This window comes from Rothia sp. HMSC073B08 (assembly GCF_001812975.1).
Classification (GTDB): Bacteria; Actinomycetota; Actinomycetes; order Actinomycetales; family Micrococcaceae; genus Rothia; species Rothia mucilaginosa.
The window spans coordinates 132397-151598 of record NZ_KV811062.1 but is presented as its reverse complement, the minus strand read 5'-3'; the positions used below and the strand labels follow the sequence as shown (position 1 = coordinate 151598).

Annotated in this window: 14 protein-coding genes and 1 tRNA gene; 11 read left to right on the top strand and 4 right to left on the bottom strand. The window is 59.4% G+C overall.

All coding sequences use genetic code 11. The annotated features are described in order from the left end of the window. Window positions 1-98 precede the first annotated feature (98 nt). Both HMPREF2884_RS04440 and adhP read left to right on the top strand, forming a co-directional pair. Window positions 99-1481 carry a phosphoenolpyruvate synthase gene (locus HMPREF2884_RS04440; RefSeq protein WP_070615946.1) on the top strand — a complete coding sequence of 461 codons (1383 nt, stop codon included), beginning with the start codon at window positions 99-101 and terminating at the stop codon, window positions 1479-1481. A gap of 422 nt (window positions 1482-1903) precedes the next feature. Then, entirely contained in the window at window positions 1904-2944 is a 1041-nt protein-coding gene (gene adhP / locus HMPREF2884_RS04435; protein ID WP_005505671.1) for an alcohol dehydrogenase AdhP, read from the top strand. A gap of 934 nt (window positions 2945-3878) precedes the next feature. On the opposite strand, the gene HMPREF2884_RS04430 is transcribed toward adhP, so the two are convergent. Beyond that, the gene (locus HMPREF2884_RS04430) at window positions 3879-5807 is read right to left on the bottom strand and encodes a GH25 family lysozyme (RefSeq protein ID WP_070615944.1); all 1929 of its coding nucleotides are present in this window, start codon (window positions 5805-5807) and stop codon (window positions 3879-3881) included. Between the two features lie 738 nt (window positions 5808-6545). Then, the gene (locus HMPREF2884_RS04425; protein WP_049327782.1) at window positions 6546-7118 is read right to left on the bottom strand and encodes a flavodoxin domain-containing protein; all 573 of its coding nucleotides are present in this window, start codon (window positions 7116-7118) and stop codon (window positions 6546-6548) included. 523 nt (window positions 7119-7641) lie between these two features. Between HMPREF2884_RS04425 and pyk the strand changes: the two genes are divergently transcribed. Further along, complete coding sequence (gene pyk / locus HMPREF2884_RS04420; RefSeq protein WP_070615941.1) at window positions 7642-9105, top strand: pyruvate kinase; 1464 nt, start codon at window positions 7642-7644, stop codon at window positions 9103-9105. Window positions 9106-9349: 244 nt separating this feature from the next. Here the strand turns inward: pyk and HMPREF2884_RS04415 are convergent. Further along, a tRNA-Leu gene (locus HMPREF2884_RS04415) sits at window positions 9350-9432 on the bottom strand. Window positions 9433-9791: 359 nt separating this feature from the next. Here HMPREF2884_RS04415 and ffh point away from each other — a divergent pair. From ffh to HMPREF2884_RS04375, 8 genes are all read left to right on the top strand, one after another. Continuing rightward, window positions 9792-11372 carry a signal recognition particle protein gene (ffh, locus tag HMPREF2884_RS04410; protein WP_049342095.1) on the top strand — a complete coding sequence of 527 codons (1581 nt, stop codon included), beginning with the start codon at window positions 9792-9794 and terminating at the stop codon, window positions 11370-11372. A gap of 117 nt (window positions 11373-11489) precedes the next feature. Then, window positions 11490-14195: a hypothetical protein gene (locus HMPREF2884_RS04405; RefSeq protein ID WP_070615931.1), complete on the top strand. Its 2706-nt coding sequence runs from the start codon at window positions 11490-11492 to the stop codon at window positions 14193-14195. A gap of 12 nt (window positions 14196-14207) precedes the next feature. Next, window positions 14208-14693: an NUDIX domain-containing protein gene (locus HMPREF2884_RS04400; protein WP_012903358.1), complete on the top strand. Its 486-nt coding sequence runs from the start codon at window positions 14208-14210 to the stop codon at window positions 14691-14693. Window positions 14694-14952: 259 nt separating this feature from the next. Beyond that, window positions 14953-15375 carry a 30S ribosomal protein S16 gene (gene rpsP, locus HMPREF2884_RS04395; protein WP_049358453.1) on the top strand — a complete coding sequence of 141 codons (423 nt, stop codon included), beginning with the start codon at window positions 14953-14955 and terminating at the stop codon, window positions 15373-15375. 2 nt (window positions 15376-15377) lie between these two features. After that, window positions 15378-15623 carry an RNA-binding protein gene (locus tag HMPREF2884_RS04390; RefSeq protein WP_070615929.1) on the top strand — a complete coding sequence of 82 codons (246 nt, stop codon included), beginning with the start codon at window positions 15378-15380 and terminating at the stop codon, window positions 15621-15623. 179 nt (window positions 15624-15802) lie between these two features. After that, the gene (rimM, locus tag HMPREF2884_RS04385) at window positions 15803-16489 is read left to right on the top strand and encodes a ribosome maturation factor RimM (RefSeq protein WP_070615926.1); all 687 of its coding nucleotides are present in this window, start codon (window positions 15803-15805) and stop codon (window positions 16487-16489) included. Between the two features lie 3 nt (window positions 16490-16492). Beyond that, window positions 16493-17461 carry a tRNA (guanosine(37)-N1)-methyltransferase TrmD gene (gene trmD / locus HMPREF2884_RS04380; RefSeq protein ID WP_070615924.1) on the top strand — a complete coding sequence of 323 codons (969 nt, stop codon included), beginning with the start codon at window positions 16493-16495 and terminating at the stop codon, window positions 17459-17461. A gap of 209 nt (window positions 17462-17670) precedes the next feature. Beyond that, window positions 17671-17958, top strand: coding sequence for an antibiotic biosynthesis monooxygenase family protein (locus tag HMPREF2884_RS04375; protein WP_049327787.1), 288 nt, complete (start codon window positions 17671-17673; stop codon window positions 17956-17958). A gap of 728 nt (window positions 17959-18686) precedes the next feature. Here HMPREF2884_RS04375 and HMPREF2884_RS04370 read toward each other — a convergent pair. Next, the gene (locus HMPREF2884_RS04370) at window positions 18687-19103 is read right to left on the bottom strand and encodes an MmcQ/YjbR family DNA-binding protein (protein ID WP_070615922.1); all 417 of its coding nucleotides are present in this window, start codon (window positions 19101-19103) and stop codon (window positions 18687-18689) included. Window positions 19104-19202 lie beyond the last annotated feature (99 nt).

Genomic DNA, 19202 nt, shown 5'->3' with positions numbered 1-19202 from the left:
GTAAGGGGCATGAGGCTCCGCGTAAGGAGTATGAGGCTCTTTGAACGCCCGTCGCGTCTGCGTTTAGAAACACCCACTCAACGTACAGGATTTTTATCGTGAGCTCTTCTGCCGGCGATTCTTTGCGCCCCGTTTCTCCTTCTTCTCGCCCTGGTCTGTCTCGCCGCCGCCTGGTGGCTGGTGCGGCGTGGGCTGCCCCGGTTGTTGTGGCGTCGTCGGTGATTCCGGCGTATGCGGCTTCTGATGAGGAAGGCGAGTGCACCGGACCTTACGAGGATTCGACGATGATCACTGCCGGTGACGGCGTGAAGAAGGTTGCCGTGCTGACGGTTCCTGCGGGCGCTAAGCGTATGCGTTTTACCGCTGTGGGCGGTGCCGGCGGCACGAACTACACTGTGGCTGATGCCGGTTCCGGTGCCATGGTGGAGGGTTCTATGGCTGTGCGCGGCGGCCAGACTATTACTTTGACTGCCGGTTCGGGTGGTATCGGTAATGGTGAGCTGAAGCCTGCTGAGGGCGGCGACGGCTACGGTGTGGGCGGCTCCTCGAAGGCTTCTTCGCCGGTTCCCGCGAACGTTGTTTCTGCGATTAATGATTTGACCCGCATTTCTGGCGGTGTGACCGGTCGCGGCGGCATGAGCGCTGTGCTGTATTCGGCGTCCGGCGGTGGTTCGTCCGCTATTGAGGTGGATGGCGTGCCGATGATTGTTGCCGGTGGCGGCGGCGGTGCTGGCGTTCTGGCGTCGTATGCGACGGTTCTGCCGAACCCCGCGAATGCGGGTGCTGTGCGCCCGACCGCGCACTATTCGCTTGATAGCTCCGGTGGCGAGCACCAGTTCAGCACCGGTGGTGGCGCTGGTTCGGGTGACGGCGACGGTTCGCCCGGTTTTGTTGGTTTCACCTCGTACGAGGCGCAGCCTAATCCGATTCTGACGGTGAACCCGGGTTCGGGTGCCGCCGGTGGTGTGGGCGGTGCCGGCGGTGAGAAGCTGAACCCGCCGACTGTTGACGGTTCGGTGATTGGTTTTTCGAGCACCTCCACCCAGAAGCTGGTGAGCACTGCGACTGCCGGTGCGGCGGGTGCGAGCGGTTTCCGCGCGAAGGGTGCCGATGGTGTGGCGAGCTATTCGTACCAGTGGGATCAGACTCCGGAGGGTACCGATAACCGCCCGTCGAACGCTGGTGAGCTGTTTAACGGCTACCAGTCGGTGGTTTCTGGAGGCGGTGGCGCCGGTTATGGCGGCGGCGGCTCCGGCGCTGCGTTGAGCGTTTCGGCTCGTGTGGTGTCGCAGAAGTGGAATAACGATTCGGCTCGTGCCCGCTATGCGGTGGGTTCGGTGCAGCTGGCTGGCGGTGGCGCTGGCGGCGGTACGTTCATGGATTCTACGGTGCGCATCATGGATCTGGGTTGGGCGTTGAATGCTCCGAATGGTCCGGGTGAGCGCGGTGCTGGTTATATTGAGGTTGCTTTCTGCTTCTAGGCAGCTAAGTCTCATCGGCTAAGAGTTCCTGTGAGCCTGTAGGAATCGTATAGGTGCAGATTGAACCCTTTCTTTAGGGTGGTATGCGCCTCAAACTTAATATTTAAATTTTTTCTGAGTGCCTCCCAAGCCGCTTGTTTGGGAGGCATTCTCATCTTCTGTGTTGTTTCGTCATAGCGTCATATCAACCTTTGGCGGTTTAGCGCATTGGTCGGAATGGACCTTATCGAAAGCTCCTCCTTGCTCGTGAGAACGCCTCTATCTAACCCCTCTGTCATATTCGGGGAAGGTCCTTTAGATTGGCGGCTCATCATTTTACGGTGGAAATGTAAAGAATACGCGCGCTCACCCCGCTAGGTTGCACAGCGCAGATTGCAGATTGCGGCTTGAGCGCGGCCACCGATGACTAAGGAGTTTAGGTCATGTGCAAGGAAACCATGAAGGCTGTTGTTGTCCCTGAGAAGGTTGACGGTTCGGTTGTTGTCCGTGAGGTTCCCGTTCCGGCTGTCGGTTACGGCCAGGCGCTCGTGAAGATTGAGTACTCGGGCGTGTGCCACACTGACCTGCACGTGGCTTCCGGTGATTTCGGTGAGGTTCCGGGTCGTATTCTGGGCCACGAGGGCATCGGCCGTGTCGTCAAGGTCGGTGAGGGCGTTGAGTCCCTGAAGGAAGGGGACCGCGTGTCGGTGGCTTGGTTCTTCGAGGGCTGCGGCCACTGTGAGTACTGCACCTCGGGCCGTGAGACCCTGTGCCGTTCGGTGAAGAACGCAGGCTACTCGGTTGATGGCGGCATGAGTGAGTACACCTTGGTGACCGCTGATTACGCTGTGAAGGTTCCCGAGGGCCTTGACCCGGCACAGGCAAGCTCCATTACCTGCGCTGGTGTGACCACCTACAAGGCAATTAAGGAGTCGCTGGTTCGCCCCGGTGAGTGGCTGGTTGCTTACGGCGCTGGCGGTCTGGGCAACCTGGCTGTTCAGTACGCTAAGAAGGTTTTCGGCGCCAAGGTTATCGCTGTTGATATCAATGACGACAAGCTGGCTCTGGCTCGTGAGACCGGTGCTGATCACGTCATCAACGGCCGTGAGGTTGAGGATGTTCCGGCTCGTATTCGCGAGCTGACCGGCGGTGGCGCTCACGCTGCTGTGGTGACCGCGGTATCGAAGGTTGCGTTCAACCAGGCTGTCGAGTCGGTTCGTGCGGGCGGTTCCGTGGTGGCTGTTGGTCTGCCCTCGGAGATGATGGAGCTGTCCATTGTGAAGATTATTCTGGACGGCATCCGCGTGGTGGGCTCCCTGGTGGGTACCCGTCAGGATTTGGCGGAGGCATTCCAGTTCGGTGCTGACGGCATCGTGGTTCCGGTGGTTCAGCTGCGTGAGGTTGACGAGGCACCGGCTGTCTTCGAGGAAATGGCGGCGGGTAAGATTACCGGCCGTATGGTTCTGGACTTCGCTAGCCTCTAAGCTAGCGGATGGGTCGAGGCGCCCGGTAGGGCTTCAAGGTCTCACTCGGCTGGGGTCTTGCCGGTAGTTTCGATGGTTATAGCGCCTAGGGCGCATCCCGTGTGGCGGGGGAGTAGGGGTACTCTTTCTGCTGTGCATACGACGCGGGGTGCGCCTTAGTGTTTTTAACGCGGCGTTTTAGGGTTCCGAGTTTTGAGAGCCGTTATCGTGAGGAGCTGAAAACCTCTGTGAGTACTAGGCACCTAAACGTAATATATGCGGGAATTTATTTTTGAAAATATCGGGGAATATCTCAAAATTTTCACAAAATTAGTTCAATATAGCATTTTGTTTGACATCTATAGGCCTCAAAATGCATACTTGTATTGTAAACATTCAACCACTGGTTGAAGCGTAATATTTGCCGAAGAGATAGGTTTCGAACGCCCCTGCACCTACCCTAGATGTAACGGGATATGACGTGTGAAGGTTTCGGCCCTCCTAGATATCGATTCCTTCTCCCAGAACGCCATACCCGGGTGAATTTCAGCATCTTCGTACCGTGCCGTTATTCACCGTTGAGTCCTTAATTCCGGCCAGGCGCCCCTCTAGACACCTTCGGATTGAGGTCTCACCAACGATTAGTGTGGGCCCCACGGACATAGTCAATGGGGACTATGTCCGCCACACTAATCCGGGGCTTTTAGGACACTGCATGACTTCGTGGTGGTTCGCCCGCCACGCTATAAATTTACCTGCCGGCACGGGTAACATAGCCGGGTTCTCTACTCACTCGGTAACCCACCCGCTGCAGAACGCATCTTGATTTTTGTGTTGTTCAGAAGATGCTTCCTGTAGCAAAAGAACGAGGGGCACCTCTGCCAGGTGCCCCTCGTTTTTATATGCGCGTTGCAGTGTTTATTAGCTGCCGCGCCGTTGAGTAAATGCCACGCTCTTAGTAGATACCGCGCCGCGCGGTCCAGCGGATCGTGCCACGCTCAAAGTCCATGTAGTACACGCCGTTCGCGTAGGACTCGTCGCCGCGTGCCGCACCGTAGCGAGCGGTATTCTTCTCCCAGTGCTTGAAGATTGCGCCGTTACCGTTGGTCTCGTACGCACCGTACGCATCCGACCAGAGCAGTACCTTGCCGGAGGCGAATCGCACCTGAGCACCCGTGGAGGTGGCGGTTTCATCGGTCACCGGTGCACCCCAGGTGCCGCGGTGCTGCAGGAAACGGTGGTAGAACGCGCCGCCGGTGTGCAGGCGGTGGGTGCCGGTCTGTGCGGACCACACGTAGGTGGTGCTGCCGGTGAATTCCTGCTTGATGATGCCGTTGCCCAGATTCTGCTCGTCAGTGGTAGGCACGCCCCTCATGCCAGCTGCACGCCAGGTCGCGTAGATGGAGCCGCGCTCATTGATGATGTGGGTGCCGTACGCGTTGGACCAGTAGGCGCCTTCACCGTTAGCGAAGGAGACTGCGATGGTGTCGGAGCGGGTTTCCTCGTCGGTGGTCAGGCCGCGGAATCGTGCCACGTCCGAGCGGAACTTATAATCCAGGCCGCCGTTGGTGACCAGCCAGTGCGAACCGTGAGAGTTCGTCCAGTAGATGGTCTTGCCGTTGGTGAACTTCTGCGCATACACGCCGTGACCCAGAGAGTACTCGGTGCCAATCGGGTTGCCGTAGAAGGAACGATTCTTATTCCAGAAGTTACCGATGCCGGTGCGAATATCAATCGAGCCAGTCGCGGTGGTCACCACGTTAGAATCCTGAGCGGCGCGATCTTCTGCCGCACGGTCTTCCGCTACGCGATCCTGGCCGTTCGACCAGTTGCGGTGCACAGCCTTCGGGTTCTTCGCCAGAACCTTCAGATCGTTCACGGTGCCGGGGAAGAAGTTCGAGTCACCCACGAACGGGCCCGAATCGGTGAACTGCCAAATGTCGTAGCCGCTCCAACCCGCCGGAATTGCACCGACCACGGTTGAGTAGCTCGCCAGGTGCAGTGGCAGAGCGCCGAACTGCTGCGAACCCACGCACTGCGACCACCAGGAGGTTGCGGTGTACACCATCGGGGCGCGACCGGTCAGCGAACGGTAAGTGTCCACGAAGTCGCGGGTCCAGGCGGTCAGCTGCGCCGGGGTCATGTTGAAGCAGGTGTTGCCGTAGGCGGGGTAGGGGTTGAACTCGATGTCCAGCAGGCCGGGCAGGGTCTGGCCGTCGGCAGTCCACGCGCCACCATTCTGCACGAAGTAGCGTGCCTGATCGGCACCCGAGGAGGTGCGGGGGTTTGCGAAGTGGTAGGCGCCGCGCACCATGCCGACCTGCGCCGAGCCGTTGTACTGCTGACCGAAGTAGGGGTTGGTGTAGTAGGTGCCCTCGGTTGCCTTCACGTAGGCGAAGCGGGAACCTGCGGCGTAGGCGCTCGCCCAGTCCACGTTCTGCTGGTGCGAGGAGACGTCCATACCGAGGGTGCCGCCGGAGGGGGTCCATGCGGAGCGGCCCTGTGCCAGTGCCTGACCGGCTGCCGGAGCTCGACCAGCTCCCAGACCCTGCGCGGAGCTCTGGGTCGCGGAAATACCGCTCAGAGTTGCGGTAGAAGCGGGGGAGGTGGCGCCGGTTCGCGCGTTGGCGGTGCCCAGGCGTTCGCGCTCGCCCGCACCCATGGCGGGGTTGGAGCGTTCGACCAGGGATGCATCCGGGGCGGGGGCGTAGGTGAGCTCCTCGTAGGAGGCATTGGGGTTGACCTCTGCGGCTGCGCTCGCGTTGGGGGCGGCGAATGCGGCGGGAACGGAGGTGAGGGATGCGGCGACCAGGGAGAGCGCACCTGCGGACGCCATGATGGAGCGGGCTGCCGCGGAGCGTGCGGCAGTCTGGAGTTTCTTCATAGATTTTGCCTGTGTTTGAGAGGTGGATGTGTCGATGTGGCCCTGTGTGGGGGCTTCTGACACGAGTGAATATGTGGGGTAGTTGAAGTGATGTGTGTGTCGGCTGCCGGGTATGTCATGCGGCTGACACAGCTAACAGCGTACGGTACCTGCACCGATGTGCGCAATGATTTGGGGTGTCATTCTGGCGGCATATCTTTCGCAGAGTGCACAGTAACCTAGAATCTTTGGGGTGCCTGTTTTACTTTGTGGCTTGTTGGTGCATTTATTGGCTCAAGTTTTTGGGACAAAATTTTAGGCACGCGACACGCCGGGGTGTTGCGAATTTCACTCTGTGGACTGCTGTATTGGGGCGTCGCTGTGTCGGTTCGTTGTTCAGGGTGGGCCGCAGCATCTAGAGCTACGTTGCCGGGATGCAGTCGGGTGCTGATGCGCCGGGCGGTGCCTCTTGCGACTTTTGAGTCGGCTTTTGGGCATAAGGAAAGGGGTGGGCCGCACACACAAAGACCCACCCCTCATGTTCCGGGTACTGTATTTGGCGCGGCCTCGCACCGGCACCCGGAGTTTCATGGTCGATGCAGGAGAGATGAAGAGTCATCGACCACGTATATGGTGCCTGTTGGCACGTTTTTCTCGGCTCTTCCCGCCCGCTCTTTCAGGTTCTGGTGTCCGGCTGAAAGATCGGGAGGGAAGAGGCGAAAGTTTATTTTTCCTCGAATTTTTTAAAATTTCGAGGGCTTAGAGGAACTTGGCGATGTCCTCGACCAGCGGCTTGAGGGTCTCGCGGTCGATGTACTCAGCCTTGCCGGTCTTGTAGCATTCGAGCATCTGCTGAATACCTTCGTTCGGGTGCGGGTTCGCCATGAGCCATGCGCGCACCGGGCCCTTCAGGGCGGTCTTGTGAGCCAGCGAAATCTTGTCGAAGTCGATGCCTCCACGCAGGTGGTAGACGGGGCGACCTTCGGTCAGTTCGGGGGTGTAGCTCTTGGCGACAGCCTTGTCCAGCAGCTTCTTGGAGTATTCACCGGTGAAGGAAACGGTGAAGAACGCGGTGCGGTTCTTCTTGGGCGCAATGATCGGCAGGATCTTCTTGCGAAGTGCCGGTGCGCCGTTGAGGAATCCACCGTAGTCGCTACCGGCAATGACGAAAGCGTCGAATGCCTCAGCCTGCTCGGGGGTGACCTTGGAGGCGGGGACAGTCTCAACTTCGGGAGCCTGTGGGAGTGCACGCAGATCTTCTGCCAGCCAGGTGGCGTACTGTTCGGTGTAGCCGTAGGTGGAGCCGAAGATAATCAGCACGCGAGTAGTCATCTGTGAACCTTCCAGATATATTTCGCATTTCAAATACTAATTATGGGTTCCAATATAGGCTAGGCGCGCGAAAATGTGAAATCGCCCAGCCCTTGGATGCCCTATCTATCTTCTCATAGCCCACTCTGAGTGTCTCTATGTTTTTGAAACACGCCCGAAGGTTCTCGAGTGTGACTAAATATTGCGTAGTGCCCATTTTCTATAGGTGAAAAGCACCCTAATTTACTTTCTGGGCGACATGGAGGCACGGGGACTGTGAAGTGGGTTTGGGTGAGGTGAACAGTAGGTGGGGAAGGGGTGCATAAAATGCGACGTGAAACACAAGTTCTTCGGTGGAAAGAGCTGGGAGAAACATACCCAAGAGGGCGCAAAACCCCTATAATTGAGAAAGAGTCCCACGCATCCGGCATGTGGTTACTTGTTAGAACACGTGGGAATAATTGGGAATTTGACGTTAGTCTTCCCCGGAAAATCAGTGTGACCCCTCAGGGGTCACACAAAACAACACACAAAGGTTAGGTACATGAGGCGCGCAAAAATCGTTGCAACCATCGGTCCGGCAATCGAGTCCCCCGAGAAGATCTCCGAGGCAATCAAGGCTGGCCTGAACGTCGCCCGTCTGAACATGAGCCACGGTGACCACGCCGAGCACCAGGCACGCTATGACACCATCCGTGAAGAGTCTGCAAAGCTCGGTAAGGACGTTGCTATCCTCGCCGACCTGCAGGGCCCCAAGATTCGCCTCGAGCGTTTCGCAAACGGCAAGGAATACCTTGAGCCCGGCGCAGACTTCACCATCACTTCCGAAGACGTTGAAGGTACCGCAGAAATCTGTGGCACCACCTACAAGGGTCTGCCCGGCGACGTAAAGCTCGGCGACAAGCTCCTGCTCGACGACGGTAAGATCCGCCTCGAAGCTATTGAGGTAACCCCCACCCGTGTTCGCACCCGCGTGGTCGTCGGTGGCCCCATCTCCAACAACAAGGGCATCAACCTGCCCGGCGCAGCAGTCTCCCTGCCCGCGCTGACCGAGAAGGACGCGAACGACCTGCGCTTCGCACTGAAGATGGGTGCAGACATCATTGCACTCTCCTTCGTCCGTACCGGTGCAGACGTTGACCCCGTCCACAAGATCATGGAAGAAGAGGGTATCCGCGTACCCGTCATCGCCAAGATCGAGAAGCCCCAGGCAGTTGAGAACCTGCAGGACATCATCGACAAGTTCGACGGCATCATGGTCGCTCGTGGTGACCTCGGTGTTGAGCTGCCCTTCTCCGAGGTTCCCCTCGTCCAGAAGAAGGCTATCGACATGGCACGCCGCTGGGCAAAGCCCGTCATCGTGGCAACCCAGGTGCTCGAGTCCATGACCGACAACCCCGTCCCCACCCGTGCAGAGGTTTCTGACTGCGCTAACGCAATCCTCGACGGTGCAGACGCTGTGATGCTCTCCGGTGAGACCTCGGTCGGTAAGTACCCGATCCTGACCCTGCAGGCTATGGCTGCAATCGTTCAGGATACCGAAAAGGGCGGCCTGTACCGCGTGCCCGAGCTGGACCGCAAGCCCCGCACCCGCGGTGGCGCAATCACCCGCGCAGCAGTGAACATCGCTGACCAGCTGGACGCAAAGCTCATCGTTACTTTCACCCAGTCCGGTGACTCTGCACGTCGTCTGGCACGTCTGCGTCCCGAGACCCCGATTGTTGCGTTCACCACCAGCTCGAAGGTTCGCTCCTTCCTGTCCATGCTGTGGGGTGTTGACGCTGAGCAGGTTGAGATGATCACCGATCAGGAAGGTCTGTTCCATTTCGTGGACGAGTACCTGCTGAAGAACGGTCTGGCAGAAGCTGGCGACCTGGTCGTCGTTGCTGCCGGTGCTCCCGCAGGCCGCGCAGGTACCACCAACATGGTTCAGGTACACCGCGTCCACGGTGCTGAGGGCGAGCGCGAGGCTCTGCGTCCTTACGAGGAGGACGAGGTCAAGCGCTAAGCCGCTCACCAATCTTTTTCGATGTGTAGCTGAGGGTAATCCTCAGCCTGCACGCTAGGTATATAGAACCGCCGCCCGGTCGTGAACTCTCACGGCCGGGCGGCGGTTTCTTACGTCTTTAGCTTTATTGTGTCTTTATCTTTCTTGTGCCTTTATTGTTGCCGCATCCGATGTGCGGGTGGGGTACAGAAGCGGATACAGAAAAGCGGCGGGAAAGCTTGAATCTTTCCCGCCGCTTTTGCGTTGGTGCCCGAGGTGGGACTCGAACCCACACTCCGAAGAACCTGATTTTGAGTCAGGCGCGTCTGCCAATTCCGCCACTCGGGCGTATCACGCATTTGTGCGTAACACCTTTAGAATTCTAACCCAGGCTGTCTAGAAAATCTAATCTATCTGACGTGTTGAGCATGCTGAGGCGGGGTGCGGAACATCTGCTGAGGGTTTCTGTTGCGCCTCTACACGGGGGTAAGTCTGATACCTGCCGCACATTTGCTGAGGGGTGCGGGAGGGGACGTTGAGTGTAAATCCTGGGCATAAATCCTGAGCTCAGGGTGAACCGGCGCCACTTATCCACAGCGGAGGCGGGGGAGAAAGCGCGCATCCTGTATCCTTAAAGACTGACTAACCATCCCCGTTCGCCTTCGCGGCTGGGGGCCACCTCAACGTTAAGAAAGTGATCACGGCTCGTGTTCAATTCTCTCTCCGACCGCTTGACGGCAACTTTTAAGAACCTGCGCGGCAAGGGCCGCCTCTCCGAGGCAGACATTGATGCAACCGTCCGCGAAATCCGCCGCGCCCTGCTCGACGCTGACGTCGCCGTCCCCGTGGTCCGCGAATTTACCGCCCACGTGAAGGAACGCGCTCTCGGTGCGGAAGTTTCCGAGGCGCTGAACCCCTCCCAGCAGATCGTCAAGATCGTGAACGAGGAGCTGGTGAGCATCCTCGGCGGTTCGACCCGCCGCATCAACATGGCGAAGAGCGGCCCGACCATCATCATGCTGGCGGGTCTGCAGGGTGCCGGTAAGACCACCCTGGCGGGCAAGCTGGCTCACTGGCTGAAGGGTCAGGGCCACACCCCGATGCTGATTGCATCCGACCTGCAGCGCCCCAACGCGGTGACCCAGCTGAAGGTCGTTGGTGAGCGTGCGGGCGTGCCCGTGTACGCGCCGCACCCCGGTGTGACCAGCGAGTTTGACGTACCCACCGGCGATCCCGTGCAGGTGGCACGTGACGGTGTGGCTGAGGCTCGCGCTAAGCTGCACGACGTGGTGATTGTCGATACCGCGGGTCGTCTGGGTGTTGACGCTGAGCTCATGCAGCAGGCACGTAACATTCGTGACGCTATTGAACCGCACGAAGTTCTGTTCGTCATCGATGCGATGATCGGTCAGGACGCCGTGAACACCGCTAACGCCTTCAACGAGGGTGTGGACTTCACCGGTGTGGTGCTGTCTAAGCTTGATGGTGACGCCCGCGGTGGTGCGGCTCTGTCGGTGGCTTCGGTGACCGGCAAGCCGATTATGTTCGCGTCCACCGGTGAGAACGTCACTGACTTTGAGCAGTTCCACCCGGACCGTATGGCAAGCCGCATCCTGGATATGGGTGACATCCTGACTCTGATTGAGCAGGCTGAAGCTCAGTGGGATAAGGCAGAAGCCGACCGCATGGCGAAGAAGTTCATCGATCAGGAAGACTTCACTTTTGAGGACTTCCTGGCTCAGATGCAGCAGATTCGTAAGCTCGGCTCCATGAAGAAGCTGCTCATGATGATGCCCGGTGCGGCTCAGATGCGTCAGCAGCTTGAGGCTTTTGACGAGCGCGAGATCGACCGCGTGGAGGCGATTGTTCGCTCCATGACCCCGCACGAGCGTGTGGCTCCGCGCATCATTAACGGTTCTCGTCGTGCCCGTATCGCTAAGGGTGCGGGTGTGACCGTGTCTGAGGTGAACCAGCTGATGGAGCGTTTCGCTCAGGCTCAGAAGATGATGAAGAAGCTCGCTTCGGGCAAGATGCCCGGCATGCCCGGTGGTATGCAGATGCCCGGTATGGCGGCTGCGGCTGGTGGCGCTCGTAAGAACGCGAAGAACAACAACAAGAAGAAGAAGGCTCGCTCCGGCAACCCGCAGAAGCGTGCGGCGCAGGAGGCGGCAGCAGCTAAGGCGCAGCAGGCTCGCGCTGGTGCTGCATTCGGTCAGCAGGCTCAGAACCAGGAGATGGATCTGTCCAGCATGAACCTGCCGAAGGGCTTTGAGAAGTTCCTGCAGTAAGAGCAAATATGAGCCCCGGTAAGGGGTGGTACGGGTGCGCACGTGGTGACGGGGCGCACCCGTACCGGTATGGTGCCCGGTTTGGGTGCATGAATTGGGTGTGAAGGGAAGGTATCAATGGCTCAGAACGAGCAGAATTGGGATCGAGAGAACGCGGATGATCAGCTGAATGAGCAGGTCACGCCGTGGTCTCAGCGCGCCTTCGCTGACGATGCTGTAGAGGACCCTGCCGGCGAGTCTGCTGGAGAATCTGCAGTTGAGTCTGTAACTGAGGAGGGCTCGCTGGGCTTCTCTGATGCTCTCGCAGAGGATCTTGAAGAGGAGCTTTCGGGCGACTTTGCGGACGGCTTCGACAATGATTCGAGCATCCTTCCCGGGTACACCCCCGTCTGGGCGCGTATCGCCCTCGAGTACGGGGAGCACTCCGCCGAACTGGCGGGCGACCTCGTCTACTCCAGTGAGAGCGACGACCCCGCCGTTGACGACGTTGCCGCAACCATTCTGAACCTCATTCGTGAAGCCCGCAGCATGCACGATGAGGTGAAGGCGGAAGATCCCGATACGCAGCGCGCCTGGAACGACCGCACGAAGGTTGACCGCCTCGCCGCCGCCCTGGAGAGCGAAGAGTGGACCGTCGATAAGCTCACCGGCATGTGGGATGAGGCCCCCGCACCCGCCGGAACCGGCGAATCGGATAGCCCCGAGTACCTGCGCGCCCAGGATGAGGAGCGCACCGCCGAGAAGCAGCGCAATGAGCGCATCGAGCAGACCATGGAGCTGGAGGAGAAGATTCAGCGCCGCCGCATCATGGCTCGTTCCACCACCGATGAGGAGCTGATTGCCGCCCTTATTGAGGCGACCGCCGCCTCCCCGGAGCTGATTGCCTACGAGATGGGTGAGCATCAGGTGCAGCTCTACGTGCTGTGCGCCGTGGATGATGAGGGCTACATGAACGTGCTGGAGGTCGCTGACGGCCACCTGCACGTGGGTACTCCCGTTGAGGATTACGTGGCGCAGCTGGTGGATCAGCTACCGGTTACCGGTGCCGCCCTTGAGGGTGAGGCGACCGTGTGGGAGGAGCTGCCCAACGGTCAGGGTGAGCTGGAGTTTCTGGTGGACGGTGACGCCGCTATGCTCGTTGACCTGCCCATTGACATGATTACGGGGCTTCTTTTGGCGTACCTTCCTGCCGGTACTCGGCAGGTTGTTGCCGCGCCGGCGGGGGAGTGGACCCTTATTTCTGCCGACCCGGTGGATTTGATGGCGCTGCTGGGCCTGCTGAACTGCAACGCCCTGATTGCTGAGGGTAACGCGAACCAGCAGCACCTGGTGGTCTATGAGGAGCCCGCCCGCGAACCCTACTCGGATGAGGAGTGGTACCTGGAGGCGTTCGGTGAACCCTACGAGAATATCGTGGAGGAGTTCACTTGGCAGCGTGTGCCTAAGCGCCTGAACCGTGCTCTCAGCCGTGAGGAAGTTGCACGTTTTGGCGGCGTGTTGGAGGATCTGCTGTCGGAGCTTCCCGGTAGCGCCCCGGAGCTTTCGGGTTCGAAGATTTTCGGTTCCGATGAGGAAGAAATCGAGCAGGGCATCGCTAATGTCATGGCGATGTTTGGTGTGGAGGCTGATTCCATTACCGGCCGCCGCCTGAACGCGTACCTGCGCGATACGAGCAATATCCTGGCGCTGGAGTCGGTGCTGCAGCTACTGGACGTTCCTACCGAGCTGGCGCTGGTGCCGACCACCGGTTTTGATGTGGCGTCGATTAGCACGGCTCGCGTGTTCGGCAACGAGGATGAGGAGCTCGCGCAGTCTGCCGATGCGACCGTATCTATTGATGCTGAGGCTACCTTCTCCGAGAGTACTCCCGCCGAGGATGCTTCTTTTGACGATGAGGAGATTGAACCCTACCCGGGCGGCTACACCTCGCCCCTGGACCGTAGCTACCGCCTGGTGGCGACCGGTCGCCGCGTGACCCTCTCCGAGTGGATGGACGCTCTCAACAACGCGCACATCCCCTACGAGTACACGCACATGGGTTCGCCGGAGGGCTCTGCGCCGGATTCCTTCGTGGAGATCGAAGAGGGCTACCTGTCTCTTGACAGCGCCCTGCACGAGGCTGACTCTTCGCCTACCGAGGAGCAGGCATCGCACGAGGCAAAGGTAAGCCAGCAGGCTCCCGAGCCTTCTGCCGCGCTCGCACCTCAGAACGAAGCCGCCCCGAGCGTTGAGACCGTGCCCGATACTTCCTCAAGCTCTGCAGATCAGAGTCCTGCACCCCAGGCCCCCGCACCGCAGAGCACCTCCGCTCAGGGCTCTTCCGCTCAGAGTCCCGCACCTCGTTCGCGCCGCAAGCGCCTGACCGCCGAGCAGATTCGTGCGAAGACCCGCCGTGTGGGTCTTGTCCTGGGTGCAGATGTGACGGCTCAGAGCGCTATCGCTCTGACCTTGGCGAATGTGGCGCGCCGCCGCCGTGCTCAGGGTAAGGCGAGCCGTAAGTTCTCGGTGGCGGCAGCACTCTTCGCCCTGAACGCTACGGTTGAGTCGGCTCTGATTCCGACGGTTCTGCGTTCATTTGAGCAGACGCAGATGAAGAAGCATGCCCGCCCGGTGGCGGATGCTGAGCTGGTGCATCCGGGTGACACCGCAGGGGAGCATCCCTCGACCAAGCGCACTCTGATTGATGACCTACGTGAGGGCCACTACCGCACGGTGGAGGATGCCGCCCCGTCCACGGAGCAGGCACCCTCTGGACTGCGTGAGAGTGCCCTGGGTATAGTGCGTAGCATCAGGCAGCGCGCTGCAAAGAAAACCGACCGCTAAAGGAAAGAAGCCATGAAGGATTCCTATCTGAGCGATGAAGAGCTGAAGGCTTTTATCGCCACCCTGCCCACGCGCCGTTTGGCGGCGGGCGCGCTGATTCGTAATGAGCGCGGCGAGATGCTGCTGGTGAAGCCGAACTATAAGGACGGCTGGATTCTTCCCGGCGGCACCGTGGAGGCTGGCGAGGCGCCCAAGCCCGGTTGTGAGCGTGAGATTGTGGAGGAGCTGGGCCTGGATGTGAAGCTGGGTCGTGTGCTGCTGATTTTCCACGGCTTGTCGCTGGGTGTGTGGGGCGATTCGACCTACTACATGTATGACGGCGGCGTGATTGCGGCGGATACGAAGATTACCCTGCAGGATGCTGAGCTGGTGACCTATGAGTGGGTTGCTCCGGAGAACCTGGAGGGCTACGTGCGTCCGTCGATGGTGGAGCGTCTGCGTGAGTGCTACCGCGCCCTGGAGACGGGGGAGACTCTGGAGATGAGCAACCTCGACTAGCGGCGGCTACAGGGCGGTTGCGCAGGGGGCTACCGGGCACAGAACGCTGTTTAAAAGTGATGTTCGGTGCCTGTGGCAATTATTTTTCCGTGTCGCTAGCTTAAAATCTCGGGCTCTGATACCCTAACTGAGTACCCGGCGACGCGCGACCCCTCTCTTCGCGCGCCGTTGTGTCCATAGAGGCGCCGTGAATGGCCCGCCCCACGGGTGCTGAACCGCGTGCCTCGCACCAAATTATGAAACAGGAGTAACCACTAAAGTGGCTGTTAAGATTCGTCTCAAGCGTATGGGTAAGATCCGCGATCCTCGTTACCGCGTTGTGGTCGCTGATTCGCGCGTCAAGCGCGACGGTAAGACCATCGAAGAGATTGGTATTTACCACCCGACCGAGCACCCCTCGCGTATCGAGATCAACTCTGAGCGTGCTCAGTACTGGCTCTCCGTCGGCGCACAGCCGACCGAGCAGGTTCTGGCTCTGCTGAAGCTCTCGGGCGACTGGGCTGCATTCAAGGGCGAGAAGGCAGAGTCCAAGGTTCTGCCCGTCGAGGCTAAGGCTGAGTTCGTTGTTCCCGAAAAGGGTTCCGTAATCCTGCCCGAGGCTATCACCCCCAAGGCTGAGAAGGCTGAAGAGGCTGCTGAGGAAGCAGCACCCGAGGCTGAGGCTGAGGAAGCAGCTGAGTAATTATGTTGGCTGACGCACTCGAACACCTGGTTCGAGGGATTGTCGATCGTCCGGAGGAAGTGAAGGTGCGCCTGCGCACTCAGCGTCACCGTGAAACCCTTGAGGTCCGCGTACATCCGGATGACCTGGGCCGAGTTATCGGCAGGTCTGGTCGTACCGCCAAGAGCATCCGTCTGGTGATGGACGCTATTTCTGATGGCGAGCCGATGCGTATCGACATTATCGACACCGACAAGAAGCGACGCTAGCTCGTAACGTTTGAAACGCCCCCGTTTCCGGTTTTTCCGGAGGCGGGGGCGTTCGCGTACCCGGGGCCTGTGGGTGGGGCTGGCGGCAGAATGCGCCCGTCCGGAGTGCCCGGTAGAATAGTGGGAGCCGTGCACGTGCGCGGCGTAGGTTTTTAGCTTGTATCCAGCGGAGGAAAATTATGCAGGTTGTGGTGGCTCGTATCGGTAAGCCGCACGGTATTCGTGGTGAGGTGACGGTTCAGCTCTTTACTGATGCCCCGCAGGAGCGTTTTGCCCGCGGTGAGGTGCTCGGTATCGAGAATTTCAAGCCCGGCTCTGCCGCTGCTTCGGTGGCGCCTACCGGTGAGCTGACGGTTGCCGGTGCCCGCTGGAACAAGAAGATTCTGGTGGTCCGTTTTGATGAGGTGACCACCCGCAACCAGGCTGAGGAGCTGCGCGGCAGCCGCCTGGTCTACGAGGTTCCCGAGGATGAGGGCGACGAAGAGGGCTTCTACGAGCAGGAGCTGGTGAACCTGCCCGTGTACCTGCTCGCGGACGTTCCCGAGGGTGAGAGCCCCGTGGATAACCCGGCTGTGGGCAAGCCGCTGGGTAAGGTGACCGGTCTGCAGACCATGCCGGTTCAGGATCTGCTGCTGATTAAGCTGGCTCGTTCGCCGCGTCTTGCCTCCGGCGCGGGTGAAGAGATCATGATTCCTTTTGTTGAGGAGATTGTGCCCGAGGTGGTTCCCTCGACCGAGGATGAGCCCGGCTTTGTGCTGCTGACCCCTCCGGCGGGTTTGATTGACCTGGTCGAGGACGCAGACCAGAACGCTGAGCCGGATTCTGCGCAGGCGACCGAGCAGGCGACTGAGCAGGCGGGGGAGTAGTCCGTGCGCTACGATGTGGTCACGATTTTCCCCGAGTACCTGGAGCCGCTGAAGCTGTCCCTGCTGGGTAAGGCGCGCGAGAAGGGTCTGGTGGATCTGCACCTGCATGATCTGCGTGAGTACACCTTTGACCGTCACCGCACGGTGGACGACACCCCGTATGGCGGTGGCGCGGGCATGGTGATGAAGGCGGAGCCGTGGGGTTTGGCTCTGGATGAGGTGCTTGCCGCCTCCCCGCTAAACGCTACCGAAGATGCGTCTGAGGGTGCCGAGTCTGAGGGCACTGGGCCCGCTGCTGATACCCCCGCTGATACTCGCCCGCTGCTGATTGTCCCGTCCCCGGCGGGTGCCGTTTTCGATCAGGCGATGGCGTATGAGCTGGCGGAGGAGAAGCATATTGTCTTCGCTCCGGCGCGCTACGAGGGCATTGATGAGCGTGTGTTGGACTGGGCGCAGGAGAGCTTCCGCGTGATGCCCGTGTCCCTGGGCGATTACGTGCTCTACGGCGGTGAGGTTGCGGTCATGGCGATGATTGAGGCTATCACCCGCCTGATTCCGGGCGCGATGGGTAACCCCGCCTCCCTGGAGGAGGAGTCGCATACGGGCGGTCTGCTGGAGTATCCGGTGTACACGAAGCCCGCGGTGTGGCGTGAGCGTGAGGTGCCGGAGGTGCTGCTGTCGGGTAATCACGGTGCGATTGCGCGTTGGCGTCGTGACCGTCAGATTGAGCGCACCCTGGAGCGCCGCCCGGACCTGTTGGAGGCGTACCCGGTGGAGCAGTGGGATAAGAAGGATCGCCGCTTCTTGGCTGAGCGCGGGGTGCATTTTGCGAACCCGGCGAAGGCGGCTCAGAAGAAGGCGAAGAAGAGCCCCGCACCACAGGCTGATAGTGCGGCTCAGGCGGCACAGCCTGATACTGCACAGTCTAATACCGTGCAGCCTAATACTGTGCAGATCCAGCCGGAATCCTAAGCTTCGAACGGGTGCCTGTGGGTGCCTCGTGATTCTCTGAATGGGGGTTAGCGTCATATAACTGTTAGTTGGCGCTAACCCCTATTTTTTGTGCCCGTGAACCGTTATTCTGAGGTTAACCTCGCTAAGAACATAGCTCACCTATAGCTGGTGCGAGGTTGTAACCCGCTTTCATCGTTGAAAGCACGTACTCAACAGAAGGAGGACACATGTCCGTTGTTAAGGTTCACCGTTTGGCTGTCGTTGGCGACAACCGTGCTGAGCTGGAGAAGCGCTTTGCCGCTGCCCGCCACATCGCTGACTCTTTCCCCGGCTTTGAGGGTTTTGAGCTGTGGCGCCCCCTGGATGAGGGCGGCGACTATTTCGTGGTGACCCGCTGGGTTGATGAGGCAAGCCATGATGCGTACGCGGCGGCTCGTCGTGAGCGTGACCCGAATACTGTTGTTTCTCACGCTGATGGCACCATGAGCTTCGAGAAGGTGGAGTTCAGCGACTAACGGGTCGCGGCGAGTAACCGGTCACTCTGGGGAATTAATAGGTAAACCCCATCGGTAATCGCTCTGAGTAGGGGTTTATCTCATTTTTATCTCAAATAGTGAGGGGCCGCACTAACTTTTCTGTATATTGCTTTAAGTGGGTATTAGCCCATGTGGAGGCAAAATAAGGAGGGTTTAGGGCGGCCCCTCCTTGATTTTTCGGGGCTTAAAATCCGCAGGTATTTCGCTGTGATTGGATATGTGGGTTCGGCACTATAAAACACCTGAAATACGCTCAATAGGAACCGGTGGAATACCTCAATCCAAAAGTGACACCAGGGTGCAAAAAGGTTATTATTGTTCCCGAGAGCACGCTTCGCCCGAGTCGGTAGTTCGGGCGGGGACAGCGATCCCCTCTCAGCTGCATCGCATGACGTAGCTGAGTCACTCAAGGGAATATTCAGTGCACCCAGGTCAGCGCCTCCTCTGCATAGGAGGTCTGGCAAGGGTGCCGACTCAACTATCACGTATTCACACATGTGGTGCATGGTACTAAACCCCGCAATATATGGGATGGGAGCTTGGTGGTTCGAGCGTTCATTGTGGTTGATGACCCTCCTAACCGTGGATAGGAAAGTGCTTTGCAAAGCGGGTGAGCAAGCCGGTGGTCCGGACCGGTGCTCACCCGCTCCGCTGTTAAACGTTGCCTTTGGTAAGTCGTTCCTTCTATGCTCGTCATGTTTCTCTGTCTAGTGCTTTTCGGGTACCGGGCGCTCGCGGAACTCGATGGGTCGCTTCGCCTTGGGTAGTGAGTACATGACGCGCAGGTACGCATCCTCCACCAGCTCTTCTAGCACCCGCTCGGTTATGCCTTCGCCGGCACCCACGGAAATCCAGTGCCGCTTATTCATGTGCCATGCCGGGATGATGCTCGGGTAGATACGCCGCAGCACCTCGGATTCTTCCGGGTCGGTTTTGAGGTTCACGATGGGGTAGCCGATGCCCTCCGTGTACATGGCAAATATCTTGCCGCCCACCCGGTACACCGTGTGCTCGGGTCCGAACGGCTGATCGCGCGTTGCCAGCGTCATGGCGAGCGCGAGGCAGTCAACGGCATGTGCGAGGTCTTCGGGCGCCAGAAGTTTGGGGGAGGGGCTTGTACTCATAGCTTCGAGTCTATCCGGTTGTTGGTGGTTCTACAGTGTTGATACCTAAGGGCTGATACAAAAATTGGGGTGTATGCAGTGGTTTGCATACACCCCAGA

Bases quoted from the DNA above. Each gene is read 5' to 3' on its own strand.
- adhP (WP_005505671.1), top strand. From the start codon at position 1,904: ATGTGCAAGGAAACCATGAAGGCTGTTGTTGTCCCTGAGAAGGTTGAC.
- HMPREF2884_RS04430 (WP_070615944.1), bottom strand. From the start codon at position 5,807: ATGAAGAAACTCCAGACTGCCGCACGCTCCGCGGCAGCCCGCTCCATC.
- HMPREF2884_RS04425 (WP_049327782.1), bottom strand. From the start codon at position 7,118: ATGACTACTCGCGTGCTGATTATCTTCGGCTCCACCTACGGCTACACC.
- pyk (WP_070615941.1), top strand. From the start codon at position 7,642: ATGAGGCGCGCAAAAATCGTTGCAACCATCGGTCCGGCAATCGAGTCC.
- HMPREF2884_RS04405 (WP_070615931.1), top strand. From the start codon at position 11,490: ATGGCTCAGAACGAGCAGAATTGGGATCGAGAGAACGCGGATGATCAG.
- HMPREF2884_RS04400 (WP_012903358.1), top strand. From the start codon at position 14,208: ATGAAGGATTCCTATCTGAGCGATGAAGAGCTGAAGGCTTTTATCGCC.
- HMPREF2884_RS04390 (WP_070615929.1), top strand. From the start codon at position 15,378: ATGTTGGCTGACGCACTCGAACACCTGGTTCGAGGGATTGTCGATCGT.
- rimM (WP_070615926.1), top strand. From the start codon at position 15,803: ATGCAGGTTGTGGTGGCTCGTATCGGTAAGCCGCACGGTATTCGTGGT.
- HMPREF2884_RS04375 (WP_049327787.1), top strand. From the start codon at position 17,671: ATGTCCGTTGTTAAGGTTCACCGTTTGGCTGTCGTTGGCGACAACCGT.
- HMPREF2884_RS04370 (WP_070615922.1), bottom strand. From the start codon at position 19,103: ATGAGTACAAGCCCCTCCCCCAAACTTCTGGCGCCCGAAGACCTCGCA.